Below are 26906 nucleotides of genomic sequence, written 5' to 3'. Positions count from 1 at the left end.
GTAGCCGATCTCGAGGATCTTCTCCCGGATGACACCGGGGATGTCGACGTAGGTCTCCGTCGTCACCTCGCCGGCGACGTGGACCTGCCCCGTCGTGATCATCGTTTCCACGGCCACGCGGCTGGTGGCGTCGTCCTTGAGCATGGCGTCCAGGACGGCGTCGCTGATCTGGTCGGCGATCTTGTCCGGGTGACCCTCGGTGACCGACTCGGAGGTGAACAGGCGGCGGGACAACTCAGTGGCTCCTCATGCAGCGGCTGCTGACGTCGTTGGCTTGGCGCGGGCGGCCGAAGCGCTCCGCCGAGTGTAGCCCGACCTGCGGCGCTCCGCGCGGCCCGTCTCGCGGGCCGGGACCCGGCTCCCGGCCTACAGATCCGGTAGCGGATCCTTCGGCAGGTCGCCCGGCGAGAACGCCTCGGTGTCGGCCGCCCCGACGACAGCGGCATATTCATCGTCGACCTCGAAGACCGTACCACCCAACCTGATCGTGGCCGGGGCGCCCGCGGCCAGCGGGCCGATCCGGGTGTGTCGCGGGTGGGTGACCCACACCGCGGCGGGCTCGAACCTGCTGAACACCTTGGTCGCCAGCACGATGATCGACCGCCCCGTCACCACGACCAGGTGACCGGTCGCCCCGCCGGAACCGGCGAGCGTGGCGGGGAAGACGTAGTGGATCTCCTCGCCGGGGGGCAGCAGCGCCCGGCAGCGTTCCCTGACGGCGGCGGTCACCGGCATTCTTCGGCTCCCTGTGTCCGGCATCCTCCTGGAGTATCCGCCTATGGCGGGCTCCGATCAAGCGCCGGGGGCCGTCTCCCGCAGCCGGGCGGCCACCAGGTCCCAGACGGTGTCGGCGAGCTCCTCCTTGGGCCCGCGCGGGATCTCCACCGGGTCGCCGCCGGCGACCAGCACGACGGCGGCGTTGTCCGGGGTGCCGAAGGCCAGCCCGGCACCGACCTGGTTGACCACCAGCAGGTCACAGCCCTTGCGGGCGAGCTTGGCGCGGCCGTTGGCCAGCACGTCGTCGGTCTCGGCGGCGAAACCGGCGATGACGCCGGGCGCGGGCCCCGCGCCGCGGCGGCGCCGCTCGCACAGCTCGGCGAGCACGTCGGGGTTCTCGGCCAGCCGGATCGGCTCCGGCTCGCCGGGCACTTTCTTGATCTTGGAGTCGCGCGGGTCGGCGGGCCGGAAGTCGGCGACGGCCGCGGCCATCACCACCACGTCCGCGCTCTCGGCCGCCGCCAGCACGGCGGCGCGCAGGTCGAGGGCGGACTCCACCGGGACGACGGTGGCGCCCGCGGGGTCGGGCAGGCCCACGTTGGCGGCGACCAGGGTCACCTCGGCGCCGCGGGCGGCCGCGGTGCGGGCCAGGGCGTACCCCTGCCGGCCCGAGGAGCGGTTGCCGATGAACCGGACCGGGTCGATCGCCTCCCGGGTGCCGCCCGCGGAGATGACCACGCGCCGGCCCGCCAGGTCGCGGGGCCGGCCGGCGAGCACCCGGCGGCACACCTCGAACAGCTCGGCGGGCTCGGGAAGCCGGCCGCGCCCGGTGTCGGCGCCGGTCAGCCGGCCCACCGCCGGGTCGATGACCAGGCAGCCGCGCTCGCGCAGCGTGGCGACGTTGGCCCGGGTGGCCGGGTGCTCCCACATCTCGGTGTGCATGGCCGGCGCGAACACCACCGGGCAGCGCGCGGTGAGCAGCGTGTTGGTGAGCAGGTCGGCGGCCAGGCCGTGCGCGGCCCTGGCCATGATGTCGGCGGTGGCCGGCGCGACCACGACGAGGTCGGCCCACCGGCCGACGCGCACGTGCGGCACCTCGTGCACCGACTCCCACACCTCGCTGGTGACGGGGTTGCCCGACAGCGCGGCCCAGGTCGGCTCGCCGACGAAGCGCAGCGCGTCACGGGTGGGCAGCACCCGCACCTCGTGCCCGGACTCGGTGAACAGCCGGAGCAGCTCGCACGCCTTGTACGCGGCGATGCCCGCGCCGACGCCGAGGACGACGCGCGGCCGGGAGCCGTCCTGGCTCGCCATCACGGTTCCGGAAGGGATCGGACGGTGGGGGTGGCCGCTCAGCCCTCGATCGGCTCGGAGGTGAGCAGGCCCTCGGAGACCTCGCGCAGCGCGATGGACAGCGGCTTCTCCTGGGCGTGCGTCTCGACCAGCGGGCCGACGTACTCCAGCAGGCCCTCGCCGAGCTGGGAGTAGTAGGCGTTGATCTGGCGCGCCCGCTTCGCGCCCATGATGACCAGGCTGTACTTGCTGTCGACGACCTCGAGCAGCTGGTCGATCGGCGGGTTGGTGATGCCTTCGGCAACCGGGGCAGTGCCTGCCACGTCGTCGGCCTCTCAGTCGGAGTGCTAATGGGTCCTACGGCCTCGAAGGATACCAAGCTCGCGCGGTGGATCCGCGCGCCCGGGCCGCCGGGGTCAGTTCATCACCGCGATGAGCCGCTCGCAGACCTCGCCGATGGCGGTGTTGACCAGGGTGAGGTCGAACTCCTTCTCGGCGGCGAGCTCGACACGCCCGGCGGCGAGCCGGCGCTCGATGACCTCTTCGGGCTCGGTGCCGCGGCCGCGCAGCCGCTTCTCCAGCTCCTGCCAGCTCGGCGGGGCCAGGAAGACGAGCAGCGCCTCGGGCATGCTCCGGCGGACCTGCCGGGCGCCCTGCAGGTCGATCTCCAGCAGGGTGGGCACCCCGGCGGCGAGCCGCTCCTGCACCGGGCCGCGCGGCGTGCCGTAGCGGTTGCCGGCGAACTCGGCCCACTCCAGCAGGTCGCCGCCGGCGACCAGCCGGTCGAACTCCGCCGCCGAGACGAAGAAGTACTCGACGCCGTGGGTCTCGCCCGGGCGGGGCGTCCTGGTGGTCACCGAGACCGACAGCCACACCTCAGGGTGGGACCGCCGAAGCTCGGCGACGACCGTGGACTTGCCGACGCCCGACGGCCCGGACAGGACCGTCAGGCGCTTTCCCGTCGGTCCGGAGGAGACGACCGTCGCCTCCGGACTCCCGGATGGGGGCATGGGGTCACCGTCACGTGTCCCGCCCCTGCCGAACACGGGCGCCTCGTGGGCTCCGCCCTCGTCGGGCCAGGACGTACCGGTCACACCAAACCCCCGTGAATCATGTTCCGCGGTCCGAGATCAGCTCTCGGAGCCGCCGAACTCCCGCTCCAGAGCCGCTCGCTGGTTGGCACCGAGGCCCCGCACGCGGCGGGACTCGGCGATGCCGAGCTTCTCCATGAGCTGCTTGGCGCGGACCTTGCCCACGCCGGGGAGCGACTCCAGAAGTGCCGACACCTTCATCTTGCCGATGACGTCGTCGGTCTGACCATCCTTCAGCACCTCGGCCAGAGAAACCGCGCCGTGCTTCAGCCGGTTCTTGACCTCGGCACGCTCCTTGCGGGCCTTGGCAGCCTTCTCCAGGGCTGCGGCGCGCTGCTCGGGGGTCAGGGGAGGAAGAGCCACGCCGGGTCACCTCGAATTTCTGTCGATGTACTCGGACGGGAGGGGAAACTAGCTGGTCTTGGGCCTTCAGGCAACGTCAAGACCGGTTTCTCCCCCCACAAAATTGATTTCATCACTCTTCGTGTTCGCCGCATGGCGGAGTGTCGACGAAACCCCCCGTGTACTGGTACCTCTCGGGCTAGTCATCAACGGGCCCGCGGCGGCCCGCCGGGCTAGTCATGAAGGGACCTCCGGGCCATCTTTCGCGGCGGGGAGATCAGCCGGAAACGACCCGGCGGAGCGTGGCGGCGATGGCCGCGGCGGCCGCCCCCGGGTCGGCGGCACCGGTGATGGGCCGGCCGATCACCAGAAGGTCGGCGCCGTCGGCCACGGCCCGCTCCGGGGTGGCCACCCGCGCCTGATCCTGGGCCGCCGCACCGGGCGGCCGGACGCCCGGCGTGATGAGCATGATCTCCGGGCCGACCTCGGCGCGCACGGCGGCCACCTCGCGCGGCGAGCACACCAGTGCCTGGGCACCGGCGCCGACCGCCTCGACGGCCAGACGGCGCACGGCGTCCCCGGCGGGTCCCCTGACCCCGATCCGCTCCAGATCGGCCTCTGAGAGCGACGTCAGGGCCGTCACGGCGGCGATGCGGGTGTGCGGGGCGGCGTCCACCGCGGCCTGGATCATCGTGCGCCCGCCGGCGGCGTGGACGGTCAGGATGGCGGGCTTGAGCCGGGCCACCGCGCGGGCGGCGCCGGAGACGGTGTTCGGGATGTCGTGCAGCTTGAGATCGAGGAACACCTGCACGCCGGTGGCGCCGCGGACCGAGGCGATCACGTCGGGGCCGTAGCGCAGGTACAGTTCGAGGCCGACCTTCACGGTGCTCACGTGCGGAGTGACCAGGGCCGCCCAGCGGGCCGCCGTCTCCAGGTCGGGTGCGTCCAGGGCGACGGCGATGGGTGCGGACGTCACAGCGGGCTCTCCTCCAGGTCGGTTCGGTGCCGGGGCGCGGCCCCGGGCGGCCGGTGGGCCAGTCCCACCGCGTCGGCGAACCGCTCGAAGCCCCGCTCCTTGAGCAGGTCCTCCAGCTCCCGCAGCACGCGCAGGCCGGCGTAGGGGTCGTGGAACAGCGCGGTGCCCACCGCGACGGCGCAGGCGCCCGCCAGGACGAGCTCCAGGGCGTCCCGGCCGGTGGACACCCCGCCCATGCCGACGAGGGGCACCCCGGGCAGGGCGGCGTGCACCTGCCACAGGCAGCGTACGGCGAGCGGCCGGACGGCGGGCCCGGAAAGGCCGCCGGTGCCCGCGGCGAGCGCGGGGCGCATCGTGTCGACGTCGATCGCCATGCCGAGCGGCGTGTTGATCAGCGCCAGGGCGTCCGCGCCGCCGTCCACGCAGGCGCGGGCGACCGCGACGATGTCGGCGGCGTCCGGCGCCAGCTTGGCGACGACCGGGACGTCGTAGCGCATGGTGGCGCGCACCGCGGCGACCACCTCGGCGGAGGCGGCCGGGTCGCGGGCGAAGACCCGGCCGAGGTCGGCCACGTTGGGGCACGACAGGTTGACCTCGACGGCGGTGACGCCGGGGGCGTCGGCCAGCCGGCGCGCCAGCGCGGTGTACTCGGCGACGCTGCCGCCGGCGATGGACACCACCGCGCGCGCCCCGCGCTCGGCCAGCCGGGGCAGCTCGGCGGCCAGGAAGGCGTCGACGCCCGGGCCCTGCAGTCCGACCGCGGTGAGCAGCCCCGAGGGCGTCTCGGCCAGCCTGGGCGTCGGCCGGCCGGCCCGCGGCGCCATGGTGATCGAACGGGTGACGACCGCCCCCAGCCGGGAGACGTCGAAGAACTGGGCGAGCTCGGCGCCCGATCCGGCGCAGCCGGCCGCCGTGGTGATCGGGTTGGCCAGCTCGACGTGCGCCAGGTAGGTCCGCATGTCAACCGACATTCCGGGTGTGCGCACCTCCCTCCTGGGCGCGTCCCCCGGGGGCTCCGAGGGCATCGAACGGGATGGTGCCGACGTCCTCGAAGCGCACCCGCTCGCCGCGGAAGACCGGCCCCTCGACGCACGCGCGGACCATGCGGGTGACCCCGTCGTCGTCGATGACCGGCAGGACGCAGGTCATGCACACCCCGTACCCGCAGGCCATGGCCTCCTCCACCGAGACCTGCACCGGGATGTCGAACTCGGCGGCGACCGCGGTGACCCCGCGCAGCATCGCCATCGGGCCGCACGCGTAGATCACGTCGGCCCGCGCGTCGGCGATCACCGCGGGCAGCGCGTCGGTGACCCGCCCGCGCAACCCGAGCGAGCCGTCCTCGGTGGTGAGCGTGGTGGTCTCGCCCATCCGGCGGGCGCGCAGCGCGCCGAAGACCCGGTCGGCGGAGGCGGCGCCGAGCACGAAGTCGACCCGGCAGCCGCGCTGCTGCAGCGTGTCGGCCAGCGCGAACAGCGACGCCGAGCCGTACTCGCCGCCGGCCAGCACGCACCCCACCGGGTCGCGCGGCACCGGGAACGGCCGGCCGAGCGGCCCCACGATGTCGAGGGTGTCGCGAGCCCGCCGCTCGGCGAGCCAGGCCGTGCCGCGGCCGCGCACCGCGAAGACCAGCTCCACCGTGCCGCCGTAGTCGGGCTTGACGTCGTGCACGGCGAAGGCACGGCGGGCCGGCATCGAGGTGTCCGGCCCGCCGACCGCGACGGTGACGAAGTGCCCGGGGCGGAAGCGCTCGGCGATGCCGGGCGCCACCACGGTGAGGGCGTGGTAGGCGTCGACCCGGCGCGTGGTCAGCACCGTGCCCGTGACCTGGACCGGGGTTACGGCCAGTCTCCTTCACCTCCCGCCGCGGGAATCAGCCCCGGAGCCGCCGCGCGTGCTCCTGCAGTGACCGTACGCCCACCGAGCCGGCCGCGACCGCCTGGATGCCCTGGACGGCCGCGCCGAGGCCCTGAACCGTGGTGACGCACGGGATGCCGCGCAGCACGGCCGCGGTGCGGATCTCGTAGCCGTCCAGCCGGGGACCGGACTGCCCCGGGCTGCCGAAGGGCGTGTTCACGATGAGGTCCACCTCGCCGGACAGGATGCGCGACACGATGGTGGGCTCGCCGTCCGGGCCCGGGCCGTCGCTCTGCTTGCGCACGATCTTGGCATGGACGCCGTTGCGGCGCAGCACCTCGGCGGTGCCCTCGGTGGCCAGGATCTCGAAGCCCAGATCGGCCAGCGCCTTCACCGGGAAGATCATGGCGCGCTTATCGCGGTTGGCCACCGAGACGAACGCCCGCCCCTTGGTGGGCAGCGAGCCGTACGACCCGGCCTGCGACTTGGCGTAGGCGGTGCCGAACACCTCGTCGATGCCCATGACCTCGCCGGTGGAGCGCATCTCCGGCCCGAGGACGGTGTCCACCCCGTGGAACCGGTTGAACGGCAGCACCGCCTCCTTCACCGCGATGGGGGCGTCCAGCGGCAGGGTGCCGCCGTCGCCGTCGGCGGGCAGCATGCCCTCGGCGCGCAGCCCGGCGATCGTGGCGCCCATCATGACGCGCGCCGCCGCCTTGGCCAGCGGCACCGCGGTCGCCTTGGACACGAACGGCACCGTGCGGCTGGCCCGCGGGTTGGCCTCCAGCACGTAGAGGACGCCGGCCGCCACGGCGTACTGGACGTTCAGCAGCCCGCGCACGCCGACGCCCCGGGCGATGGCCTCGGTGGCGGCCCGGATGCGCTTGATGTCGAACCCGCCGAGCGTGATCGGCGGCAGCGCGCACGCCGAGTCGCCCGAGTGGATGCCGGCCTCCTCGATGTGCTCCATGACGCCGCCGAGGTAGAGCTCCTCGCCGTCGTACAGCGCGTCCACGTCGATCTCGATGGCCTCGTCCAGGAACCGGTCGACCAGCACCGGGTGGTCGCTGGCCGCCCCGGCGCGGGCCATGTACGCGCCCAGCGTCTCCTCGTCGTACACGATGGCCATGCCCGCGCCGCCCAGCACGTAGGACGGCCGGACCAGCACCGGGTAGCCGATCTCGGCGGCGATCTCGCGGGCCTGCTCGACGGTGACCGCGGTGCCGTGCTTGGGGGCCGGCAGCCCCGCCTCGGCGAGCACCCGGCCGAACGCGCCGCGCTCCTCGGCCAGGTGGATGGACTCGGGGCTGGTGCCGACGACCGGCACGCCCGCGTCCTTCAGCGCCTGGGCCAGGCCGAGCGGCGTCTGCCCGCCGAGCTGGACGATGACGCCGGCCACCGGGCCGGACTCCTGCTCGGCGCGCACCACCTCCAGCACGTCCTCCAGGGTGAGCGGCTCGAAGTAGAGCCGGTCGGAGGTGTCGTAGTCGGTGGACACCGTCTCGGGGTTGCAGTTGACCATGACGGTCTCGTAGCCGGCGGCCGACAGCTCGAAGGAGGCGTGCACGCAGGCGTAGTCGAACTCGATGCCCTGGCCGATCCGGTTGGGACCGCTGCCCAGGATGATGACCTTGCGGCGGTCGCCGGGCGGGACCTCGGTCTCCTCGTCGTAGGTGGAGTACAGGTAGGGCGTGCGGGCGGCGAACTCGGCGGCGCAGGTGTCCACGGTGTTGTAGACGGGCCGGACGCCGAGCTCGTGGCGCAGCTCGCGCACCCGCTCCTCGGGCAGGCCGCGGATCTCGGCGATCTGCGCGTCGCTGAAGCCGTGCCGCTTGGCGCGCGTCAGCACGCCGGCGGTGAGGGTGTCGGCCGCGCCCACCGCGCGCGCCTCCTCGTCGATGAGCAGGAGCTGGTCCAGGAACCACGGGTCGACGCTGGTCGCCTCGTACAGCTCCTCGACGGTGGCGCCGGCCCGCAGGGCCTGCATCATGGCGCGCAGCCGCCCGTCGTGCGGGGTGCGGCAGGCCGCCAGCAGCTCCGCCCGGTCCCCCGGGTCGCCCGCCCAGGCGAACGACGCCCCCTTCTTCTCCAGCGAGCGCAGGGCCTTCTGCAGCGCCTCGGGGAAGGACCGGCCGATGGCCATCGCCTCGCCGACCGACTTCATGTGCGTGGTGAGCGTCTGGTCGGCGCCGGCGAACTTCTCGAACGCGAAACGCGGCACCTTGACGACGACGTAGTCCAGCGACGGCTCGAAGGAGGCCGGGGTCTCCCGGGTGATGTCGTTGGGGATCTCGTCCAGGGTGTACCCGACGGCGAGCTTGGCGGCGATCTTGGCGATCGGGAAGCCGGTTGCCTTGGAGGCGAGCGCGCTGGAGCGCGACACCCGCGGGTTCATCTCGATGACGATCATGCGCCCGGTGCGCGGGTCGACGGCGAACTGGATGTTGCAGCCGCCGGTGTCCACCCCCACCTCGCGGATGACCGCGATCGCCACGTCCCGCATGTTCTGGTACTCGCGGTCGGTGAGGGTCATGGCCGGGGCCACGGTGACGCTGTCGCCGGTGTGCACGCCCATCGGGTCGATGTTCTCGATGGAGCAGACGATGACGACGTTGTCCGCGCGGTCGCGCATGACCTCCAGCTCGTACTCCTTCCAGCCGAGGATCGACTCCTCCAGCAGCACCTCGCTGGTCGGCGAGGCGTCCAGCCCCGCGCCCGCGATGCGCCGCAGCTGCTCCTCGTCGTGGGCGAAGCCGGAGCCGGCTCCGCCCATGGTGAAGGAGGGCCGCACCACGACCGGATAACCGAGCGAATCGGCCGCGGTCAGGCACTCGGCCAAGGTGTGGCAGATGGCCGAGCGCGCCGACTCGGCGTTCAGGCCGTACCGGTCGGCCACCCGCGCGACGATCCCCTTGAACTGCTCGCGGTTCTCCCCCGCCTGGATCGCGGCGATGTCGGCGCCGACCAGCTCGACGCCGTACCGCTCCAGCACGCCCGCCTCGTGCAGCGCGACCGCGGTGTTGAGCGCGGTCTGGCCGCCGAGGGTGGGCAGCAGGGCGTCCGGCCGCTCGCGGGCGATGATCTGCTCGACGATGCCCGGGGTGATCGGCTCCACGTACGTGGCGTCGGCGAACTCCGGGTCCGTCATGATCGTCGCGGGGTTGCTGTTCACCAGGATGACCCGGTAGCCCTCGGCCCGCAGCACCCGGCACGCCTGGGTGCCGGAGTAGTCGAACTCGCAGGCCTGACCGATCACGATCGGCCCGGAGCCGATGACCAGGATCGACCGGATGTCGGTCCGCTTAGGCACGCTCCCCGCCCTTCGCCGTCGCGCCCGCCATCAGCGCGCAGAACTCGTCGAACAGTCCCGCGGCGTCGTGCGGCCCCGCGGCGGCCTCTGGGTGGTACTGCACGCTGAACGCCGGGTAGTCCAGCAGGCGCAGCCCTTCCACGCAGTCGTCATTGAGGTTGACGTGGCTGACCTCCGCCCGGCCGTACGGCGTCTCGAACGGCCCGGACAGCGGGGCCTGCACGGCGAAACCGTGGTTGTGCGCGGAGATGTCCACCTTGCCGGTGCGCCGGTCCTGGACCGGCTGGTTCACCCCGCGGTGGCCGTAGCGCAGCTTGTAGGTCGGCAGGCCGAGCGCCCGGCCGAGGATCTGGTTGCCGAAGCAGATGCCGAACACCGGGCGGCGGGCCGCGAGCACCCCGGTGAGCGCCTCGACCGCGTAGCCGGTGGTCGCCGGGTCGCCCGGCCCGTTGGACAGGAACACCCCGTCGGGGTCCACGGCCAGGATCTCCTCGGCGGTGGAGTCCGCCGGCAGCACGTGCACCTCGCAGCCGCGCTCGGCCATCCGGTACGGCGTCATCGCCTTGATGCCGAGGTCGAGCGCCGCGACGGTGAACCGCTTGGTCCCGTGGGCCGGCACCACGTACGGCTCGGGGGTGGAGACCTCGCGGGCCAGGTCGGCGCCGGCCATCTCGGGGCTGCTGCGCACCCGGTCCACCAGCTCCTCCACCGGCGCGGCGGGGCCGGTGAAGATCCCGGCGCGCATCGCGCCGCGCTCGCGCAGGTGGCGGGTGAGCGCCCGGGTGCCGGGCATCGCGATGCCGACCACCCCCTGGGCGCGCAGTTCCTCGTCCAGCGATCGGCGCGCCCGCCAGCTGGACGGCACCCGGGCCGGCTCGCGCACCACGTACCCGGCCACCCAGATCCGGGAGGACTCGGGGTCCTCGTCGTTGACGCCGGTGTTGCCGATGTGCGGGGAGGTCATCGCGACGATCTGGCGGTGGTAGGAGGGGTCGGTCAGCGTCTCCTGGTAGCCGGTCATCCCGGTGTTGAACACCATCTCGCCGAAGGTCTCCCCCTCGGCGCCGTACGGCGTGCCGTGGAAGACCCGGCCGTCCTCCAGCACCAGAACGGCGGTGGTCGCGCGCGTCACGTGAGCTTCCCTTCGAGAACGGTGGGGCGGCCGCGCAGGAAGGTCGCGACGACCCGGCCCGGCAGCGTCATCCCCTGGTAGGGGGTGTTGCGGCTCTTGGAGGCGAAGCCCCACGGGTCGACCTCCCGGCGGACCGCCGGGTCGTACAGGGTGATGTTCGCCGGCGAGCCCGCGCGCAGCGGGCCGCCGTGGCCGGCCAGCCGGCCGATGCGCGCCGGGCGCGCGGACATGCGGTCGGCGACGCCGGCCCAGTCCAGCAGCCCGGTCTCGACCATCGCCTCCTGGACCACCGGCAGCGCGGTCTCCAGGCCGATCATGCCCATGGCCGCGCCGGGCCACTCGGTCTCCTTGGCCTCGACCGGGTGCGGGGCGTGGTCGGTGGCGACGCAGTCGATGGTGCCGTCGGCCAGCGCCTCGCGCAGCGCCTGGACGTCGGCGGCGGTGCGCAGCGGCGGGTTGACCTTGTAGAGCGGGTTGTAGGGGCCGACCGGCGAGGTCTCGGCGCAGGAGTCGGTGAGCAGCAGGTGGTGCGGGGTGACCTCGGCGGTGACGTCCCAGCCCTTGGACTTCGCCCAGCGGATGATCTCCACCGAGCCCGCGGTGGAGACGTGGCAGATGTGCAGGCGGGAGCCCACGTGCGCCGCGAGCAGGCAGTCCCGGGCGATGATCGCCTCCTCGGCGACCGCCGGCCAGCCGGCCAGGCCGAGCCGGCCGGACACCGACCCCTCGTTCATCTGCGCGCCCTCGGTGAGCCGCGGCTCCTGGGCGTGCTGGGCCACCACGCCGTCGAACGCCTTGACGTACTCCAGCGCCCGGCGCATGAGCACCGCGTCCGACACGCACACCCCGTCGTCGGAGAAGACCCGCACCCGGGCCTCGCTGTCGGCCATGGCGCCGAGCTCGGCGAGCTGGCGGCCGGCCAGGCCCGCGGTCACCGCGCCCACCGGGCGCACGTCGCAGTGCCCGGCCTGGCGGCCGAGCCGCCACACCTGCTCCACGACGCCCGCGGTGTCGGCCACCGGGGAGGTGTTGGCCATGGCGTGCACGGCGGTGAACCCGCCGAGCGCCGCGGCGGCGGTGCCGGACTCGACGGTCTCGGCGTCCTCCCGCCCCGGCTCGCGCAGGTGGGTGTGCAGGTCGACCAGCCCGGGGAGCGCGACCAGCCCGCCGGCGTCCACCACCGTGGCACCGGTGCCGTCCACCTCGCCCGGCGCGCCGACGGACGTGATGTACTCGCCCTCGACCAGCACGTCGCGCGGCTCGCCGCCCAGGACGCGGGCGGCGCGCAGAAGGTAGCTCACTGGGGTCCCCCGATCGCCGACTCCGAGCCGGACAGCAGCAGGTACAGGACGGCCATCCGCACGGTCACCCCGTTGGTGACCTGCTCCACGATGGTGGAGCGCGCGCAGTCGGCGACCTCGGCGGCGATCTCCATGCCGCGGTTCATCGGGCCCGGGTGCATGACGATCGCCCCCTCCGGCATGCGGGCGAGCCGGGCCGGGTCCAGGCCGTAGCGGCGGCTGTACTCGCGGGCCGAGGGGAAGAAGGAGGCGTTCATGCGCTCGTGCTGGACGCGCAGCATCATGACCGCGTCCGACTTGGAGAGCACCGCGTCGAAGTCGTATGAGACCTCGCACGGCCAGTCGCCCATCGCCACCGGCAGCAGCGTGGGCGGCGCGACCACGGTGACCTCGGCGCCCAGGGTGTGCAGCAGGTGGACGTTGGAACGGGCGACCCGGCTGTGCAGGATGTCGCCGACGATGGTGACCCGGCGGCCGTCCAGGTCGCCGAGGCGGCGGCGCATGGTGAAGGCGTCCAGCAGGGCCTGGGTGGGGTGCTCGTGGGTGCCGTCGCCGGCGTTGACCACGCTGCCGTCCACCCAGGTGGCCAGCCGGTGCGGCGCGCCGGAGGCGCCGTGCCGGACCACCACCGCGTCGGCGCCCATGGCCTGCAGGGTGAGGGCGGTGTCCTTCAGGCTCTCGCCCTTGGACACGCTCGACCCCTTGGCCGAGAAGTTGATGACGTCGGCGGACAGCCGCTTGGCCGCGGCCTCGAACGAGATGCGGGTGCGGGTGGAGTCCTCGTAGAACAGGTTGACCACGGTGCGCCCGCGCAGCGTGGGGAGCTTCTTGATGGAGCGGTCGGCGACCTGCGACAGGTGCTCGGCGGTGTCCAGGATGAGCACCGCGTCGTCGCGGGACAGGTCGGCGGTGGACAGCAGGTGGCGGTTCATCGCTGGCCTCCCCGCAGCAGGACGGCGTCCCGTCGGTCGATCTCGCTGAGGCAGACCCGCACGGTCTCGGCGCGCGAGGTGGGCAGGTTCTTGCCGACGTGGTCGGCGCGGATGGGCAGTTCGCGGTGGCCCCGGTCGACCAGGACCGCCAGCCGGACCGCCCGGGGGCGGCCGAGGTCGTTCAGCGCGTCCAGCGCGGCCCGGACCGTGCGGCCGGAGAACAGCACGTCGTCCACCAGGACGACGATGCGGCCGTCCACCCCGCCGGCGGGCAGTTCGGTGCGGCCGAGCGCGCGGGCCGGGCGCAGCCGCAGGTCGTCGCGGTACATCGTGACGTCCAGGGAGCCCACCGCGACCGGGCGGCCCTCCACCTGCTCGATGCGCTCGGCGAGCCGGCGGGCGAGGAAGGCGCCGCGGGTGGGGATGCCGAGCAGCATGAGGTCGTCGGCGCCCTTGGCGCGTTCGAGGATCTCGTGGGCGATGCGGGTGAGGGCCCGGCCGATGTCCGGGGCCTCCAGGACGGCCCGCTCTCCGGCGTGCTCCGGGCCGGGCGGATCGCCGGGCTCCGAGGGGCCGTCGTGCCGCCGATCGTCGTCGCGCCCCTGTTTTCGGGCGACGTTCATGAAGGTCACCGCCTTTCCCGCCTCACGGGACGGGTCTTAAAGGAACTGGCTCCAACACGTTATCAGCCGGTCCCCGGCGGATCCGCACCGGTCGGCGGCGCGGCGGGCCGGGCGGACGCGGGCGTCCCGGAGGGCCCGCCGGGCGGCCGGACCGGCGGCGCGGTCACCGGGGGCCGCATGCCGGAACCGGACAGGATTCGGCATCTTTTTTCCAATCAGCTTGACCAATCACGCCCACACCTTTACCGTCACTGTCCGTAACCACACCTCGCGACGTTCTCGGGTAAACCCAGACGATCCGGTCTCCGGTGGTGCCTGCCCCGGGTGCCACGGCATTCGTCGCAAGGCGCACAATTGGTGAGAACGTTTCATAAGAAAGCCGGGGGGCCAAACGATGCCGTCTGACTACGCCAAGTCGCTGGGCGCACGACTGCGCGCCATCCGCACGCAACAGGGGTTGTCGCTGCACGGAGTCGAGGAGAAGTCACGGGGGCGGTGGAAGGCCGTCGTGGTCGGCTCCTACGAGCGCGGCGACCGGGCCGTGACCGTGCAGAAGCTCGCCGAGCTGGCCGATTTCTACGGGGTGCCGGTGTCGGAGTTGCTGCCCGGCGGGTCGGCGCCCACTCCGCTCGGGCCCACGCCGAAGCTGGTCATCGACCTGGAGCGGCTCGCCCAGCTGCCCAAGGAGAAGGCCGGGGCGCTCGCCCGGTACGCCGCCACCATCCAGAGCCAGCGGGGCGACTACAACGGCAAGGTGCTGTCCATCCGCCAGGAGGATCTGCGCTCGCTGGCGGTGATCTACGACAAGTCGCCCAACGAGCTCACCGAGGAACTCATCAACTGGGGTGTGCTGGACGCCGAGGCCCGCCGGGCCGTCGAGTCCTTCTGATCCATCGACGGCGGCCGCCGGCCGGCTGATCCGCCGGTGGCCGGGGACGTGCCGGGGAGCCATCGCCGGTGCCCGCCGGTCCGCGTACGGCGGCACCGGTGGCGGGCGGTGGCCCGTGGCCGGCGTGCCGGGTCGGCAACGGGGTGCGGCCGGCGCGGGGCACCGGGCGCCGGGACCGCGGGCGGTTCAGCCCGCCATCGGGGCGCGCAGCGGCAGCGCGGACTGCCCGGGCACGCCGAGCAGATCTTCGATCACCGCGACGAAGCCCTGCGCCTCGGCGAGGAGATCATCGGCGTCCGGCGCGGAGACCACCCGGACCATGCCCGCCTCGGCCATCGCCCGCTTGCGGGCGCTCTCGGCGAAGAACGCCGCCCACTGGCCCAGCTTCGGCTCGGCCTCGGGCAGCAGCTCCCACGCGCTGCGCAGCCGCCGCCGGCGGGCGTCCATCGGCCGGGGCAGCGCCGCCAGCACCGCCGCCGCCGCGCGCAGCGCCGCCAGGTGCGCCGCGACGTACCGCTCGGCGGGCGCGCGGGCCGCCGCGGCGTCGGCCAGGCAGGAGTGCGCGTCGGCCAGGTGCGCCCGCACGGCAGGTGATAGCCGGGGACCTTCTCCGGACTCTCGGGTCATGCCACCCTCCTTGGGGTCGTGGCCCCGGCGGTGACCGCCGGTGATAACACGGTCGCAGACGCCACCGACAATTCCGGCGACCCGCCTGGTGACCATGTGCCGGGCTCGTACCTCGTTCCCTCGCCCGGCGGGCCCGGCCGCACGGCCGGACCTGCCCGGGTGCTCTCGGTGCCGGCGCGGACTCCGCGCCGGCCGCCCTTCCGCGCGCCGCCCGTCGCGGCGCGCCTCGCCCGATCTCTCCGGCCGGACGAGGAGCTTCCCCTCTCCCCGTCCGGCCCTTCGGTCCGCGTGGAGGGCCGGCGACGACCCTCCCCCCGCCGGGAGTGAGGGCGGGCCGCGAGTCCCACCCCCACTGTGTCGAACATAAATTCGATGACCATGCTTGTCAAGCATTAAGCGAACACAGGTTCGATCGCGGGGTGACCGGCGATGACACGGCCGTCCAAGGGCCGCGGACGACGCGGGGCCGCGACCGCCGTGGCGGTCGCGGCCCCGCGGGCACGCCTGATGCGGTCGTCAGCGGCGGAAGGCGCCCCTGACGTGCACGGGCACTCCGGTGCCGAGCAGCCCGGGCAGGGCCTGGGCCACGTGCATCGGCAGCCGCACGCAGCCGTGCGAGGCCGGGTAGAGCGGCACCGACAGCGCCCCGTGCAGGGCGATGCCGCCGTTGAAGAAGATCGGGTTGTACAGCTGGCCGAGGTAGGAGCGGTGCCAGCCGGAGCGGCGCCAGGTCGTCTTGTAGTCGCCGGTCGGGGTGCGCGCGCTGCCGCAGAACCGCTGGGTCTTGCCCTGCCAGGTGGCCGTCTCACAGTAGGGCACGCCGCTGCCGGAGGAGATGTGGGTGACGAGCCGCACCCGGCCCGCCCGGTACAGCACCGCGACCTGCCGGGTGAGGTCGATCTCCACCCGGTCGGGCCGGCCCTTGGGCACCAGGACCCGCGGCGCCCGCGGGCTCTCCAGGGCGCGCCAGGTGCGGGCGGCGATCGTGCTGGTCGGCCGGATCCCTTGCACCTTCTGGAACGCCCACACCGCCGACTGCGTCGCGCCGCCGTACCGGGCGTCCAGCGGCCCGGGGGCGTAACCGAGCTCCTTGAGCCTGGCCTGCAGCAGCTTGACCGGCGCGCCCTTGGCGCCGAGCCGCAGCGTGCGGCCCGGCGCGGTGAACGGCGCGGTGAACGGCGCGGTGAACGGCGCGGTGAACGGCGCCGCGGCGCGCACCCGACCGGCGGCCGGCGCGGCCGCGCCGGCCGGCTGGACCGTGCCTGCCGTACCCGCCGTGCTCACCGTCACGGCCGCCCCGGCGGGCGTGACGGCGGCGGCCGGCGCGGCCGGCCCGCCGGGGACGAGGATGGCCGCCGCGGTGAGGAGCGCCGCCGCGGCCGGCCGCCGCCTGCTGATCCTCATGTCACGCATTCCCTTCGTAAAGACCACGAATAGACGAGGGACACTAGCGCACCGGCAATGGCCCGCCTCGGCGCGTCATCCAGATGTAATCGATCGCCCATGTCCGCCCTTCCCCTTTAGAGTTGCCGGGTGGCGGAAAAGTTGCACCCGAGCGTGCTGAACGTGATGGCGACCCTGCGCGAGCGGGGGGCGTCAGGTGACGTCGTCGTGCTGGACGACGCCGCGCCGACCGCGGCCGCCGCGGCGGCGCAGGTCGGCTGCGAGGTGGGCGCGATCGCCAACAGCCTGGTCTTCGAGGCGGCGGGCGCCCCGCTGCTGGTGCTGACCAGCGGCGCGCACCGCGTCGACACCGGCAAGGTCGCCGCGCTGCTCGGGGTGGAGCGGGTGAGCCGCGCCACTCCGGAGTTCGTCCGGGCGGCCACCGGCCAGGTGATCGGCGGCGTGGCGCCGGTCGGGCATCCGGCGCCGATCCGCACGCTGGTGGACACCTGGCTCGGCAGGCACGAGGTCGTCTGGGCCGCGGCCGGGCACGCGCACGCGGTCTTCCCGACCTCCTTCGCCGAGCTGGTGCGCATCACCGAGGGCACCGCCGCCGACGTGGGCTGACCGGCCGCGCGCCGGGCCGTCACATTCGCGGCCTTCGTCCGCCGGTCGATCACCCTCCTGCTAGGGTCGACGGGTGATCGACCTGCGACGCGCCGGTCCGGGGGAGTTCATCGCGGCGCTGCCCGCCGTCCTCGACGTCTACACGGCGGCGATGCGGCCGCCGGCCGACCAGCTGTCCGGCCGGCAGGGCATCATGCGCAACCACGCGACGTTCCCGGGCTTCACCTGCCTACTGGCCCGGACGGCGCAGGGCGCGACGGTGGGCTTCGGCTACGCCTTCCACGGCGCGGCCGGGCAGTGGTGGCATGACGTGGTGCGCCAGGCCCTGGCCGAGCGGGCCGGCCCCGGCTCGGCGTCCGGCTGGCTGGACGACGCGCTGGAGATCGCCGAGTTGCACGTGCACCCCGACCACCAGGGGCGCGGCATCGGACGCCGGCTGGTGCGCGGGCTGTGCGAGGGCCGGCCGGAGCGCAGCGCGGTGCTGTCCACCCACGACCGGCCCACCGCCGCCCGCCACCTCTACCGGCGGCTCGGGTTCGTCGACCTGCTCACCATGTTCGTCTTCCCCGGCGGTTACGAGCACTACGCGATCGTCGGCGTACCGCTCCCGCTGCCCGCGCCGCGCTGACCGCCGCCGGCGCCGGCGGCGGTCAGGGCGTGGCGGTCACGACGTGGCGGGGACGGCGGACGGCGCGGTCAGCGCCTGGTACACCTCGCGGGTCGCGCTGGAGCGGTTGAAGGTGATGAAGTGGATGCCGGGGGCGCCCTCGTCGAGCAGCCGCCGGCACATCTCGGCGGCGTGCTGGACGCCGAGGTCGCGCACCGCGGCCGGGTCGTCGGCGACCCGGGCGAAGCGCTCGGCGACCTCCGGCGGGAAGGGCGCGCCGGACAGCTGCTCCGACCGCGCGATCGTGCTCATCTGGGTGACCGGCATCACGCCGGGGATGATCGGCGTGTCGCAGCCCTTGGCCGCCACCCGGTCGCGCAGCCGCAGGTAGTCGTCCGCGCGGAAGAACATCTGGGTGATCGCGTAGTCGGCGCCGGCCCGGCACTTGCGGATGAAGTACTCGGTGTCCGACTCCACCGACGGCGAGCGCGGGTGCCGGTAGGGGAACGCGGCCACCCCGACGCAGAAGTCGCCGGCCTGGCGGATCAGCCGCACCAGGTCCTCGGCGTAGGCGACGCCCTCGGGATGGCGCACCCACTCGGCCAGCGGGTCGGCGCCGGGCGGGTCGCCGCGGACCGCCAGGATGTTGCGCACCCCCGCGCCGGCGAACCGGCCGACCAGGTGGCGCAGCTCGCGCAGCGAGTGGTTCACCGCGGTGAAATGGGCCACCGGGGTCAGCGTCGTCTCGTGCGCGAGCCGCTCGACGATCTCGACGGTTCGGTCGCGGCTGGAGCCGCCGGCGCCGTAGGTGACCGAGACGAACGTCGGGCGCAGCGCCTCCAGCTCGCGGATCGCGCGCCACAGCTGCCGCTCCCCCTCGTCGGTCTTCGGGGGGAAGAACTCGAAGGAGAACGAGCGGTCTCCGGCGGCGAGGAGTTCGCGGACCGTCGGGACGCGGTCCGGCATCATGGATGGACGACCCAGCGACATGCTTCAAGGCTACAGGTTCAGACCAATCCGCACCCGTGGCCGGCGTGCTCTCCCGGCCGGATTCGAGGGAGATTCGAGCGTTCCTCCGCCGTCCCTCCCCGGCAGGTTGGGGCGGTATAACCCGGTATAGCCGCCTTCGGCGGGATAAGTCGGCATAGCGGGGTATGTGCCGCGACGCGCTTAGGGTGGTACGGGAGATCTGTCGTGTTCGGCGGCCGGTTAATCTCGGAGCATGACCACATCTTTCACCCGGTTGGACGACCTTCACACCGAGGTGGACCACCGCCTGCGGGCGTTCGTCGACCGGCAGCGCCCGCTGGTCGGCGGTCCGGAACTCCGCCCGCTGCTGGACGCCCTGGACGACTTCCTGTCCGGCGGCAAGCGGCTGCGCCCGGGGTTCTGCTACTGGGGCTGGCGGGCGGGCGGCGGCGGGGATGATCCGGCCATCGTCACCGCCGCGGCGTCACTGGAGCTGCTGCAGGCGAGCGCGCTGATCCACGACGACGTGATGGACGCCAGCGACCTGCGCCGCGGCCGTCCCTCGGTGCACCGCCGGTTCCAGGCGCTGCACGAGGAGTCCGGGTGGCAGGGGTCGGCGGCGCAGTTCGGCGAGGGCGCGGCCGTGCTGCTCGGCAGCCTGCTGCTGGTGTGGTCGGGCGAGATGTGGCGGACCAGCGGCATGCCGCCGGAGGCGCTGGCCGCGGCCGAGCCCGTGCACGACCTCATGCGCACCGAGCTGATGTGCGGGCAGTACCTCGACCTGCTGGAGCAGGCGCACGGCGGCGGCACCTTCGACAGCGCGCTGCGGGTGGCGCTGCACAAGAGCGGCAAGTACTCCGTCGAGCAGCCGCTGCGCCTCGGCCTGCTGCTGGCCGTCCGGCGCGAGGAGCCGTGGATCGACCGGGTGTGCGTCGGGTACGGCCAGCGGGTCGGCATCGCCTTCCAGCTCCGCGACGACGTGCTCGGCGTGTTCGGCGATCCGGCCGAGACCGGCAAGCCGGCCGGGGACGACCTGCGCGAGGGCAAGCGCACCATGCTGATCGCCCGGACGCTTTCGGCCGCCTCCCCCGGGCAGGCCGACCAGGTGCGGCGGCTGCTCGGCGACCCGGCCCTGGACGGCGAGGGCGTCGCCCGGCTGCGCGAGATCATCGAGGAGACCGGCGCGCTGGCCGCCAGCGAGGAGATGATCAAGCGTTACCTGGACGACGCGCTCACCGCGCTGGAGCGCGCCCCGATCACCGCCGAGGCGCGCGAGGCCCTGGCCGGACTCGCCGTCGCCGCCACCTCCCGCCGCAGCTGACGGCGCCCGCGCGCCGGCCCCGGCGGCCCGGCGGGGCGGGCGATCCGGCCCGCGAGGCGGTCAGGCGCCGCCCAGCCGGCGGGCGAACTCCTTGGCGGCGGCCGCCGGGTCGGCGGCCTCGGTAATGGCGCGCACCACGACCACCCGGCTCGCGCCCCGGGACAGCACCTCGTCCAGGGTGTCCAGGTCGATGCCGCCGATGGCGAACCACGGGCGGTCGGTGCCGAGCGCGGCCGCGTGCTCCACCAGCGCCAGGCCCGGCGCGGGCCGGCCCGGCTTGGTGGGGGTCGGCCACACCGGGCCGCAGCAGAAGTAGTCGACCCCGCGCGCCACCGCCGCGGCGGACGCCTCGGCGGCGCTGTGGGTGGACATCCCGATCAGCAGGTCCGGGCCGACGATCGCGCGGGCCGCCGGCACCGGCAGGTCGTCCTGGCCGAGGTGCAGGATGTCCGGGCCGGCCGCGTGCGCGATGTCGGCCCGGTCGTTCACCGCCAGCAGGGCGCCGTGCCGGTCGCAGGCGGCGCGGAACACCTCCAGCAGCGCGAGCTCCTCGGCCGCCTCCAGGCCCTTCTCGCGCAGCTGGACGATGTCGACGCCGGCGCCGAGGACCGCGTCCAGGAAGCGCTCCAGGTCGCCCTGGCGGCGCCGCCCGTCGGTGCAGAGGTAGAGCCTGGCGTCAGAAAGCGAGCGCCTGGGCACGCCGCTTCACCTCGGTGTGCCGGCCGGCCGCGATCGCCTCGATCGGGGCCCCCGGCAGGGAGTCGTCGGCGGTGAACAGCCAGCGCAGGGCCGCGACGTCGTCGTAGCCCGCGTCCGCGAGCACGGTCAGCGTGCCCGGCAGGCCCTTCACCACGTCGTTCCCGGCGATGAAGACCGCCGGGACCTCCGGCTGCGGCCCGCCGCGGCGGACTCCGACCAGCTTCTTGTCCTTGAGGAGTTGCTTGGCACGGCCGATGCTGAGCCCGAGCCGCCCGGCCACTTCCGAGAGGGGAAGCCACTCTCCGACGAGCTGGTCGGTCTCCCGGTCGATCTGTGCAACAGAAAGCGTCACGGAACCACAAGTACCACGGGGCGCCGCACCTCAAACACCCCTGAGGGGTTCACAAACAGTCACGCAAGGGTGTCGACGGGTCCTTCGCCCGATCCGTGTCAAGTCTTTGCCTGCTCTGGATGATGCGGCGACCCTGCACCAGGTCGCGGGGCAGGTCGACGGTGAGGATGGCCACCAGGCGTTCCTCGGCGTCCAGCCAGCAGGCGGCCCAGCCACGGCCGGCGACCGGGTCGCCGCGCCACATCAGCCGGGCGCCGCGGTGGTCGCCGGCGTACTGCACCATGCGGTCGAACTGCTCGGACCAGAAGTACGGGATCGGGTCGTACACCGCCGGGTCGCCCAGCAGCGTCGCGACCGCGGCCTCCGGCGCGTACAGCGCGCCGTCCCAGTGCTCGACGCGCATCCGGCGGCCGAAGCGGCGCGACCACCAGTTCGCGCAGTCGCCCGCGGCGACCACGCCCGGCAGCGAGGTGCGCAGGTGCTCGTCGACCATCACGCCGTCGTCCACCTCGACGCCCGAACCGGCGAGCCAGCCGACGTTCGGGCGGACCCCGATGCCGGTGACGACCACGTCGGCCGGGACCCAGGAGCCGTCCATCATGGTGAGGCCGCCGGGATCGACCGACCCGACCATGGCGCCGAGCCGCAGCCCGATGCCCGCCTCGGCGTACCAGGACGCGGTGCGCCCGCCGACCTCCGGGCCGAGGGCGGCCGACAGCGGGGCGGCGGCGGCCTCCACGACGGTCACCTCGCAGCCGGCGCGGCGGGCCGCGGTGGCGACCTCCGCGCCGATCCAGCCGGCGCCGACCACCGCGACCCGGGCGCCGGGCAGCAGCAGGGCCCGCAGGGCCAGCGCGTCGTCGATGGTGCGCAGCACGTGCTGCGGGCCCTCGCCGCGCAGCCGGATCGGCGCGGCGCCGGTCGCGATGACCAGGCCGTCGTACTCGATCTCGCCCTCGGTGGTCTCCAGGGTGCCCGGCCGCAGGCCCTTGGCCGCCACGCCGGTGCGCAGGTCGACGTCGAGCGCGCCGAGGTCGGAGTCGACCAGGGTGGAGTCCATGCCGCCGGAGAGCACCGCCTTGGACAGCGGCGGCCGGTCGTAGGGCCGATGGACCTCGTCGCCGATCAGGGTGACGCGCCCGCGGTACCCGCGCGCCCGCAGCGCCTCCACGCTGCGCACCCCGGCCAACCCTGCTCCCACCACCACGACATGATTCACAACCTGACCCTAATCGGCGGGGCGGGTAACCCGGCAATCTCGGTTCCATAACAAAACGGCTCACTTTCGCGAACGCAGGGTAATGAAATGCCGCAAGCGAGGGCGCCGGGCATACCGGGGGAGGAATAGGCTGGTCGTCTGACCGACGCGCGGGAGTCCGGCGAGACCGGGCTGAGAGGAGGGCTGACGGCCCTCGACCGCCACCGACCTGATCCGGATCATGCCGGCGAAGGGAGCGATGAAGATGGACCCGGCACGGGCCGCCGACGTGGTCGTCGTGGGCGGCGGCGTGATCGGGCTGTCCGCCGCCTGGCGGGCGGCCCGCCTCGGCCACCGGGTGACGGTGGTGGACCCCTCCCCCGGCGCCGGGGCGACGCACGCCGCCGCCGGCATGCTGGCCCCGGTCAGCGAGGTGACCTACACCGAGGAGCCGCTGCTGCGGCTCGGCCTGGCCTCGCTGGCCCGCTGGCCCGGCTTCGCCGCCGAGCTGGCCGAGGAGTCCGGTGTCGACGTCGACCACCGGGCGACCGGCACGCTGGACGTCGCCTTCGGCGCCGACGACCTGGCCGCGCTCTCCGACCTGGCCGATTTCATGACCCGGCTCGGCCTGCCGGTGGAACGGCTCACCGGCCGCGAGTGCCGCCGGGCCGAGCCGATGCTCTCCCCCGCGGTGCGCGGCGGCCTGCTGGCCGCCGGCGACGCCTGGGTGGACCCGCGCCGGGTGACCGCGGCGCTGCTCGCCGCGCTGTCCCGCCGCGGGGCCGCCCTGGTGACCGAGCGCGTCGCCGCCGTCGAGGTGGCCGGCGACCGGGTGCGCGGGGTGCGCACCGAAAACGGCACGGCGATCCCCGCGGGCCGGGTGCTGCTGGCCGCCGGCGCCTGGTCGGCGTCGATGCCCGGCCTGCCGCCCGAGGCGCTGCCGCCGGTCCGCCCGGTCAAGGGCGAGATCATGCGGTTGCGCGGCGCCCCCGGCCTGCTCGGCCGCTGCGTGCGTGGCACGGTGCACGGCTCGCACGCCTACCTGGTACCGCGCGGCGACGGCGAGATCGTCCTCGGTGCGACCCAGCACGAGATGGGGTTCGACACCCGGGTCACCGCGGGCGCGCTGTGGGAGCTGCTGCGCGACGCCCGCGAGCTGGTCCCCGGGGTGACCGAGCTGGAGGTGGCCGAGGTGCGCGCCGGGCTGCGGCCGGGCACCCCCGACAACCTGCCGGTGATCGGGCCGTCGGTGCTGCCCGGCCTGTTGCTGGCCACCGGCCACCACCGCGGCGGGGTGCTGCTCGCCCCGCTGACGGCCGACGCCATCGCCGCCGAGCTTGGCGGGCCCGCCCCCGTCGCCGGACCCGACCGGCCCGGCGGACCCGGCGGGCCGGGTGCGGCCGGCCCGGCACCGGACGTGCCGGTGACCGCCATCTGCTCACCGTCGCGGTTCCGGGGGAAGGGCGCCCCGGCGCCGTCCCCGGCCGGGCGACGACCGTGACCGAAGGAGGGACGGGGCCCTGCCGGCCCCGGAGCGCGATGAAAGTGACGATCAACGGTGTCCCCCGCGAGGTCGCGGCGGGCACGACCGTGGCCGAGGCGGTCAGCGAGATGACCCCGGCCGCCGCCGGCATCGCGGTGGCGGTCAACGACGAGGTGGTGCGGCGCGCCGACTGGGCCGCGACCCGGCTCGGCCCGGGTGACCGCGTCGAGGTGCTGACCGCGGTGCAGGGTGGCTGAGATGACGGGCATGCCGGAGATGACGGGGGTGACGGGGATGCCGGGAGCGGCGACGACCGGGACGCGGGGACCGGAGCACGCGGACGCGCCGGACGGCGCCGGGGACGCGCTGGTGCTGGCCGGCGAGAAGTTCGCCTCCCGCCTGATCATGGGCACCGGCGGCGCGCCGTCGCTGGAGGTGCTCGGCGAGGCGCTCGACGCCTCCGGGACCGAGCTCACCACGGTCGCCATGCGCCGGCTGGACCCCACCGTCGCCGGGTCGGTGCTGGACGTGCTGGGCGAGCGGGGCATCCGGGTGCTGCCCAACACCGCCGGCTGCTTCACCGCCGGCGAGGCGGTGCTCACCGCGCGGCTGGCCCGGGAGGCGCTCGGCACCGCGTGGGTGAAGCTGGAGGTCATCAGCGACGAGCGCACCCTGCTGCCCGACCCGATCGAGACCTTCGACGCCGCCGAGCGGCTGGTGGCCGACGGGTTCACCGTGCTCCCCTACATCGGCGACGACCCGGCGCTCGCCCGGCGGCTGGAGCAGGCCGGCTGCGCGGCGGTGATGCCGCTCGGCTCGCCGATCGGCTCCGGGCTCGGCATCCGCAACCCGCACAACATCGAGCTGATCGTCGAGGCCGCCGGGGTCCCGGTGATCCTGGACGCCGGCGTCGGCACCGCGAGCGACGCGGCGCTGGCCATGGAGCTCGGCTGCGACGCGGTGCTGCTGGCCAGCGCGGTCACCCGGGCCCGCCGCCCCGGCCTGATGGCCGCCGCCATGCGTGACGCGGTACTGGCCGGACGCCGGGCGCGCCTCGCCGGCCGGATCCCCCGCAGGCGGTACGCTGAAGCCTCCTCGCCCGCGATCACCCCGGGCGGCACGGCGCCGTGACGCCCATATGACGGGAGAACATGTCGGCATCGGTTTGGGATGAGCGTGCCCTCGGCCCGGCAAACCGCCCGTAAACTCGCTCTCGTGGACACGACGGTTGCGGACCCCCTCGTAGGGCGGCTGCTGGACGGGCGCTATCGCGTTGAGTCCCGGATCGCCCGGGGCGGGATGGCCGCCGTCTACCTGGCGATGGACATCCGGCTGGACCGCACGGTGGCGCTGAAGGTGATGCACCGCTCGCTGGCCGAGGATCCCGATTTCGTGCGGCGGTTCATCGGCGAGGCCAAGTCGGTGGCCAGCCTGTCGCACCCCAACGTGGTGCACGTGTTCGACCAGGGCACCGACGGCGACCACGTCTACCTCTCCATGGAGTACGTCCCGGGCCGCACGCTGCGCGACGTGCTGCGCGAGCGCGGGCGGCTGCCGGCCCGCGAGGCACTGGAGATCATGATCCCGGTGCTGGCCGCGCTGGGCGCCGCCCACCAGGCCGGCATGGTGCACCGGGACGTGAAGCCGGAGAACGTCCTGCTCAGCGATGACGGCCGGGTCAAGGTCGTGGACTTCGGCCTGGCCCGGGCCATCGGCGCCGGCCACCAGACCCGGACCGGCATCATGATCGGCACGATCGCCTACATGTCGCCCGAGCAGGTGACGGCCGGCACCACCGACCAGCGCAGCGACGTCTACGCCGCCGGGGTGATGCTGTTCGAGCTGCTCACCGGGCAGCAGCCCTACCAGTCGGAGAACCCGATGTCGGTGGCCTACCGGCATGTCCACGACCAGGTGCCGGCGCCGTCCACGCTGGTGCCGGGCGTGCCGCGGGAGCTGGACGCGCTGGTGCGCGCCGCCGCCGCCCGCGAGGCGGCGCACCGCCCGGCGGACGCCACCGCGCTGCTGGTGGCCGCGGTGGACGCGCACCGTGCCCTCCCGCCGGACCTCGGCACCGGCCCCGGTGCCCCCGCCGCGCCGCCCCCGCCCGCCGCGCCGTTCCCGGCCGGCGGGCCCGGCCCGGGCGTGCCGCCGGCCAATCCGACGCTGGTGCAGTCGCGCACCGAGATGCTGACCTCGCCGGCCGCCGGGCCGGCGGCCGCCCCGGCCGCCCGGCGGCGGATCGGGCCCATCGTGGCGATCTCCGCGCTGGCCGTGCTGATGATCGCGGCGATCGTCGGCACCGGCTACTGGTTCTCCGAGGGCCGCTACGTCAAGGTGCCGGACCTGCTCGGCATGAACGTGGAGGTCGCCCGGTCCCGGGCCGCCCAGCAGGGCTTCGATGTCAAGATCGGCACTCCGGTGCACGACCGCAAGGTCGGCGAGGGCAGGGTGCTGCGCACCGACCCGGTGGCGGGCCGCGAGGTCACCCGCGACCAGACGATCACGCTGATCCCGTCGGCCGGCCCGCTGAAGATCACCGTGCCCAACGTGGTCAACCTCAGCGAGGCGGACGCCCGGGCCAAGATCTCCGAAGCCGGGCTGACCCCGGGGAGCGTCACCCGGGTGCCCAACGACACCGTCCAGCGCGGTCTGGTGATCAAGACCAGCCCGCAGGTCGGCAGCAAGCTCACCGAGGGCGCCAAGGTGACCATCACGCTCAGCGCCGGCCTGGTGATGCCGGACGTGGGCGGCATGCAGTGCGACCAGGCGCAGGGGGTGCTGCAGCAGAAGGGCTTCCAGGTCGCGGTGGTGCAGCAGACCGACCAGGCCGCGCCGAACACGGTCATCGCGCAGAACCCGGCGGCCCGCGCCGAGGTGACCGCGAACCAGGCGGTACAGATCACCTGCTCCAAGGGACCGGACGGCGGGTTCCGCTGGCCGTGGGAGCGCAACGACGGGAACGTCCAGCCGGGCAAGGCGCCGGTGCCGATCCCGGACGTGCGGTTCAAGAACGTCCGGGACGCGGTGACCGAGCTGCGCGGCGCCGGGTTCAAGGTGAAGGTCCGCAAGATCGCGTTCGCGGGCACCGGCACGGTGGTCGCGGAGAACCCGCTCGGCCAGGCACCGGCCGGCACCCGCGTCACCCTCTGGCACTGAGCCCGCCGGCCCGGCCGG

28 protein-coding genes are annotated in these 26906 nt (G+C 74.2%); 8 read left to right on the top strand and 20 right to left on the bottom strand.

Annotation, left to right across the window (positions count from 1 at the left end; translation table 11 throughout):
* The 14 genes from Sru01_RS05585 to pyrR all read right to left on the bottom strand — a co-directional run.
* A partial coding sequence (locus Sru01_RS05585; RefSeq protein WP_275412138.1) for an S-adenosylmethionine synthetase N-terminal domain-containing protein occupies positions 1-234 on the bottom strand: 234 nt, incomplete at its 3' end.
* A 132-nt stretch (positions 235-366) separates the two neighbouring features.
* The gene (locus tag Sru01_RS05580; protein ID WP_203982742.1) at positions 367-735 is read right to left on the bottom strand and encodes a hypothetical protein; all 369 of its coding nucleotides are present in this window, start codon (positions 733-735) and stop codon (positions 367-369) included.
* A 57-nt stretch (positions 736-792) separates the two neighbouring features.
* Entirely contained in the window at positions 793-2031 is a 1239-nt protein-coding gene (coaBC, locus tag Sru01_RS05575) for a bifunctional phosphopantothenoylcysteine decarboxylase/phosphopantothenate--cysteine ligase CoaBC (protein ID WP_203982741.1), read from the bottom strand.
* A 38-nt stretch (positions 2032-2069) separates the two neighbouring features.
* Entirely contained in the window at positions 2070-2333 is a 264-nt protein-coding gene (gene rpoZ / locus Sru01_RS05570; protein ID WP_203982740.1) for a DNA-directed RNA polymerase subunit omega, read from the bottom strand.
* A 93-nt stretch (positions 2334-2426) separates the two neighbouring features.
* Positions 2427-3020 carry a guanylate kinase gene (gene gmk, locus Sru01_RS05565; RefSeq protein ID WP_203982739.1) on the bottom strand — a complete coding sequence of 198 codons (594 nt, stop codon included), beginning with the start codon at positions 3018-3020 and terminating at the stop codon, positions 2427-2429.
* A 120-nt stretch (positions 3021-3140) separates the two neighbouring features.
* Entirely contained in the window at positions 3141-3464 is a 324-nt protein-coding gene (gene mihF, locus Sru01_RS05560; RefSeq protein WP_203982738.1) for an integration host factor, actinobacterial type, read from the bottom strand.
* A 256-nt stretch (positions 3465-3720) separates the two neighbouring features.
* Positions 3721-4419 (bottom strand): orotidine-5'-phosphate decarboxylase, encoded by a 699-nt coding sequence (gene pyrF / locus Sru01_RS05555; protein WP_203982737.1) that lies wholly within the window; start codon positions 4417-4419, stop codon positions 3721-3723.
* On the bottom strand, positions 4416-5390 hold the full coding sequence (locus Sru01_RS05550) for a dihydroorotate dehydrogenase (protein WP_203982736.1): 975 nt from the start codon (positions 5388-5390) through the stop codon (positions 4416-4418). The genes pyrF and Sru01_RS05550 overlap by 4 nt, the downstream gene beginning before the upstream one ends.
* Positions 5380-6267, bottom strand: a complete 888-nt coding sequence (locus Sru01_RS05545) for a dihydroorotate dehydrogenase electron transfer subunit (RefSeq protein WP_203982780.1) — start codon at positions 6265-6267, stop codon at positions 5380-5382. The genes Sru01_RS05550 and Sru01_RS05545 overlap by 11 nt, the downstream gene beginning before the upstream one ends.
* 25 nt (positions 6268-6292) lie before the next feature.
* Complete coding sequence (carB, locus tag Sru01_RS05540) at positions 6293-9586, bottom strand: carbamoyl-phosphate synthase large subunit (protein ID WP_203982735.1); 3294 nt, start codon at positions 9584-9586, stop codon at positions 6293-6295.
* Positions 9579-10718 carry a glutamine-hydrolyzing carbamoyl-phosphate synthase small subunit gene (gene carA / locus Sru01_RS05535; RefSeq protein WP_203982734.1) on the bottom strand — a complete coding sequence of 380 codons (1140 nt, stop codon included), beginning with the start codon at positions 10716-10718 and terminating at the stop codon, positions 9579-9581. Before carA ends, carB begins: the two co-directional genes overlap by 8 nt.
* The gene (locus Sru01_RS05530) at positions 10715-12019 is read right to left on the bottom strand and encodes a dihydroorotase (protein ID WP_203982733.1); all 1305 of its coding nucleotides are present in this window, start codon (positions 12017-12019) and stop codon (positions 10715-10717) included. The genes carA and Sru01_RS05530 overlap by 4 nt, the downstream gene beginning before the upstream one ends.
* The gene (locus tag Sru01_RS05525; RefSeq protein WP_203982732.1) at positions 12016-12951 is read right to left on the bottom strand and encodes an aspartate carbamoyltransferase catalytic subunit; all 936 of its coding nucleotides are present in this window, start codon (positions 12949-12951) and stop codon (positions 12016-12018) included. Before Sru01_RS05525 ends, Sru01_RS05530 begins: the two co-directional genes overlap by 4 nt.
* Positions 12948-13574 carry a bifunctional pyr operon transcriptional regulator/uracil phosphoribosyltransferase PyrR gene (gene pyrR / locus Sru01_RS05520; RefSeq protein WP_203982731.1) on the bottom strand — a complete coding sequence of 209 codons (627 nt, stop codon included), beginning with the start codon at positions 13572-13574 and terminating at the stop codon, positions 12948-12950. Before pyrR ends, Sru01_RS05525 begins: the two co-directional genes overlap by 4 nt.
* Before the next feature lie 394 nt (positions 13575-13968).
* Between pyrR and bldD the strand changes: the two genes are divergently transcribed.
* The gene (gene bldD, locus Sru01_RS05515) at positions 13969-14463 is read left to right on the top strand and encodes a transcriptional regulator BldD (protein ID WP_203982730.1); all 495 of its coding nucleotides are present in this window, start codon (positions 13969-13971) and stop codon (positions 14461-14463) included.
* A 186-nt stretch (positions 14464-14649) separates the two neighbouring features.
* On the opposite strand, the gene Sru01_RS05510 is transcribed toward bldD, so the two are convergent.
* Together Sru01_RS05510 and Sru01_RS05505 are read right to left on the bottom strand one after the other, a co-directional pair.
* The gene (locus Sru01_RS05510; protein ID WP_203982729.1) at positions 14650-15090 is read right to left on the bottom strand and encodes an SAV_6107 family HEPN domain-containing protein; all 441 of its coding nucleotides are present in this window, start codon (positions 15088-15090) and stop codon (positions 14650-14652) included.
* Between the two features lie 516 nt (positions 15091-15606).
* Positions 15607-16494, bottom strand: a complete 888-nt coding sequence (locus Sru01_RS05505; protein ID WP_203982728.1) for a L,D-transpeptidase family protein — start codon at positions 16492-16494, stop codon at positions 15607-15609.
* 129 nt (positions 16495-16623) lie between these two features.
* On the opposite strand from Sru01_RS05505, the gene Sru01_RS05500 reads away from it, so the two are divergent.
* On the top strand, positions 16624-17100 hold the full coding sequence (locus Sru01_RS05500) for a YbaK/EbsC family protein (protein WP_373869489.1): 477 nt from the start codon (positions 16624-16626) through the stop codon (positions 17098-17100).
* Between the two features lie 73 nt (positions 17101-17173).
* On the top strand, positions 17174-17728 hold the full coding sequence (locus Sru01_RS05495) for a GNAT family N-acetyltransferase (protein WP_239136956.1): 555 nt from the start codon (positions 17174-17176) through the stop codon (positions 17726-17728).
* Positions 17729-17764: 36 nt separating this feature from the next.
* On the opposite strand, the gene metF is transcribed toward Sru01_RS05495, so the two are convergent.
* Positions 17765-18697, bottom strand: a complete 933-nt coding sequence (metF, locus tag Sru01_RS05490; protein WP_239136954.1) for a methylenetetrahydrofolate reductase [NAD(P)H] — start codon at positions 18695-18697, stop codon at positions 17765-17767.
* Between the two features lie 232 nt (positions 18698-18929).
* Between metF and Sru01_RS05485 the strand changes: the two genes are divergently transcribed.
* Positions 18930-19997, top strand: a complete 1068-nt coding sequence (locus Sru01_RS05485; protein WP_203982727.1) for a polyprenyl synthetase family protein — start codon at positions 18930-18932, stop codon at positions 19995-19997.
* Between the two features lie 60 nt (positions 19998-20057).
* Here the strand turns inward: Sru01_RS05485 and thiE are convergent, their stop codons facing one another.
* Genes thiE through Sru01_RS05470 form a run of 3 tightly spaced genes read right to left on the bottom strand, consistent with a single transcriptional unit; the run spans position 20058 to position 22267 of the window.
* On the bottom strand, positions 20058-20696 hold the full coding sequence (thiE, locus tag Sru01_RS05480) for a thiamine phosphate synthase (protein WP_203982726.1): 639 nt from the start codon (positions 20694-20696) through the stop codon (positions 20058-20060).
* On the bottom strand, positions 20674-21048 hold the full coding sequence (locus Sru01_RS05475; RefSeq protein ID WP_203982725.1) for an Rv2175c family DNA-binding protein: 375 nt from the start codon (positions 21046-21048) through the stop codon (positions 20674-20676). The genes thiE and Sru01_RS05475 overlap by 23 nt, the downstream gene beginning before the upstream one ends.
* 49 nt (positions 21049-21097) lie before the next feature.
* A complete protein-coding gene (locus Sru01_RS05470; protein WP_203982724.1) occupies positions 21098-22267 on the bottom strand; it encodes an NAD(P)/FAD-dependent oxidoreductase in 1170 nt (389 codons plus the stop codon).
* A gap of 220 nt (positions 22268-22487) precedes the next feature.
* Between Sru01_RS05470 and thiO the strand changes: the two genes are divergently transcribed.
* From thiO to pknB, 4 genes are all read left to right on the top strand, one after another.
* The gene (gene thiO, locus Sru01_RS05465; RefSeq protein WP_373869488.1) at positions 22488-23747 is read left to right on the top strand and encodes a glycine oxidase ThiO; all 1260 of its coding nucleotides are present in this window, start codon (positions 22488-22490) and stop codon (positions 23745-23747) included.
* Between the two features lie 38 nt (positions 23748-23785).
* A complete protein-coding gene (thiS, locus tag Sru01_RS05460; protein ID WP_203982722.1) occupies positions 23786-23986 on the top strand; it encodes a sulfur carrier protein ThiS in 201 nt (66 codons plus the stop codon).
* 37 nt (positions 23987-24023) lie between these two features.
* Positions 24024-24860 (top strand): thiazole synthase, encoded by an 837-nt coding sequence (locus Sru01_RS05455; RefSeq protein ID WP_203982776.1) that lies wholly within the window; start codon positions 24024-24026, stop codon positions 24858-24860.
* Between the two features lie 84 nt (positions 24861-24944).
* Positions 24945-26888, top strand: coding sequence for a Stk1 family PASTA domain-containing Ser/Thr kinase (pknB, locus tag Sru01_RS05450; RefSeq protein WP_203982721.1), 1944 nt, complete (start codon positions 24945-24947; stop codon positions 26886-26888).
* The last annotated feature ends 18 nt before the right edge of the window (positions 26889-26906 follow it).

The organism is Sphaerisporangium rufum (assembly GCF_016863395.1).
GTDB lineage: Bacteria > Actinomycetota > Actinomycetes > Streptosporangiales > Streptosporangiaceae > Sphaerisporangium > Sphaerisporangium rufum.
The sequence above is the reverse complement of the archived record's forward strand: the minus strand, read 5'-3'. Positions and strand labels throughout refer to the sequence as shown.

Excerpts from the sequence above, each read along its gene's own strand:
- Sru01_RS05580 (WP_203982742.1), bottom strand. The coding sequence starts at position 735 with ATGCCGGTGACCGCCGCCGTCAGGGAACGCTGCCGGGCGCTGCTGCCC.
- coaBC (WP_203982741.1), bottom strand. The coding sequence starts at position 2,031 with ATGGCGAGCCAGGACGGCTCCCGGCCGCGCGTCGTCCTCGGCGTCGGC.
- gmk (WP_203982739.1), bottom strand. The coding sequence starts at position 3,020 with ATGCCCCCATCCGGGAGTCCGGAGGCGACGGTCGTCTCCTCCGGACCG.
- Sru01_RS05550 (WP_203982736.1), bottom strand. The coding sequence starts at position 5,390 with ATGTCGGTTGACATGCGGACCTACCTGGCGCACGTCGAGCTGGCCAAC.
- Sru01_RS05525 (WP_203982732.1), bottom strand. The coding sequence starts at position 12,951 with ATGAACCGCCACCTGCTGTCCACCGCCGACCTGTCCCGCGACGACGCG.
- pyrR (WP_203982731.1), bottom strand. The coding sequence starts at position 13,574 with ATGAACGTCGCCCGAAAACAGGGGCGCGACGACGATCGGCGGCACGAC.
- bldD (WP_203982730.1), top strand. The coding sequence starts at position 13,969 with ATGCCGTCTGACTACGCCAAGTCGCTGGGCGCACGACTGCGCGCCATC.
- Sru01_RS05510 (WP_203982729.1), bottom strand. The coding sequence starts at position 15,090 with ATGACCCGAGAGTCCGGAGAAGGTCCCCGGCTATCACCTGCCGTGCGG.
- Sru01_RS05505 (WP_203982728.1), bottom strand. The coding sequence starts at position 16,494 with ATGAGGATCAGCAGGCGGCGGCCGGCCGCGGCGGCGCTCCTCACCGCG.
- metF (WP_239136954.1), bottom strand. The coding sequence starts at position 18,697 with ATGTCGCTGGGTCGTCCATCCATGATGCCGGACCGCGTCCCGACGGTC.
- Sru01_RS05485 (WP_203982727.1), top strand. The coding sequence starts at position 18,930 with ATGACCACATCTTTCACCCGGTTGGACGACCTTCACACCGAGGTGGAC.
- thiO (WP_373869488.1), top strand. The coding sequence starts at position 22,488 with ATGCCGGCGAAGGGAGCGATGAAGATGGACCCGGCACGGGCCGCCGAC.
- thiS (WP_203982722.1), top strand. The coding sequence starts at position 23,786 with ATGAAAGTGACGATCAACGGTGTCCCCCGCGAGGTCGCGGCGGGCACG.
- Sru01_RS05455 (WP_203982776.1), top strand. The coding sequence starts at position 24,024 with ATGCCGGGAGCGGCGACGACCGGGACGCGGGGACCGGAGCACGCGGAC.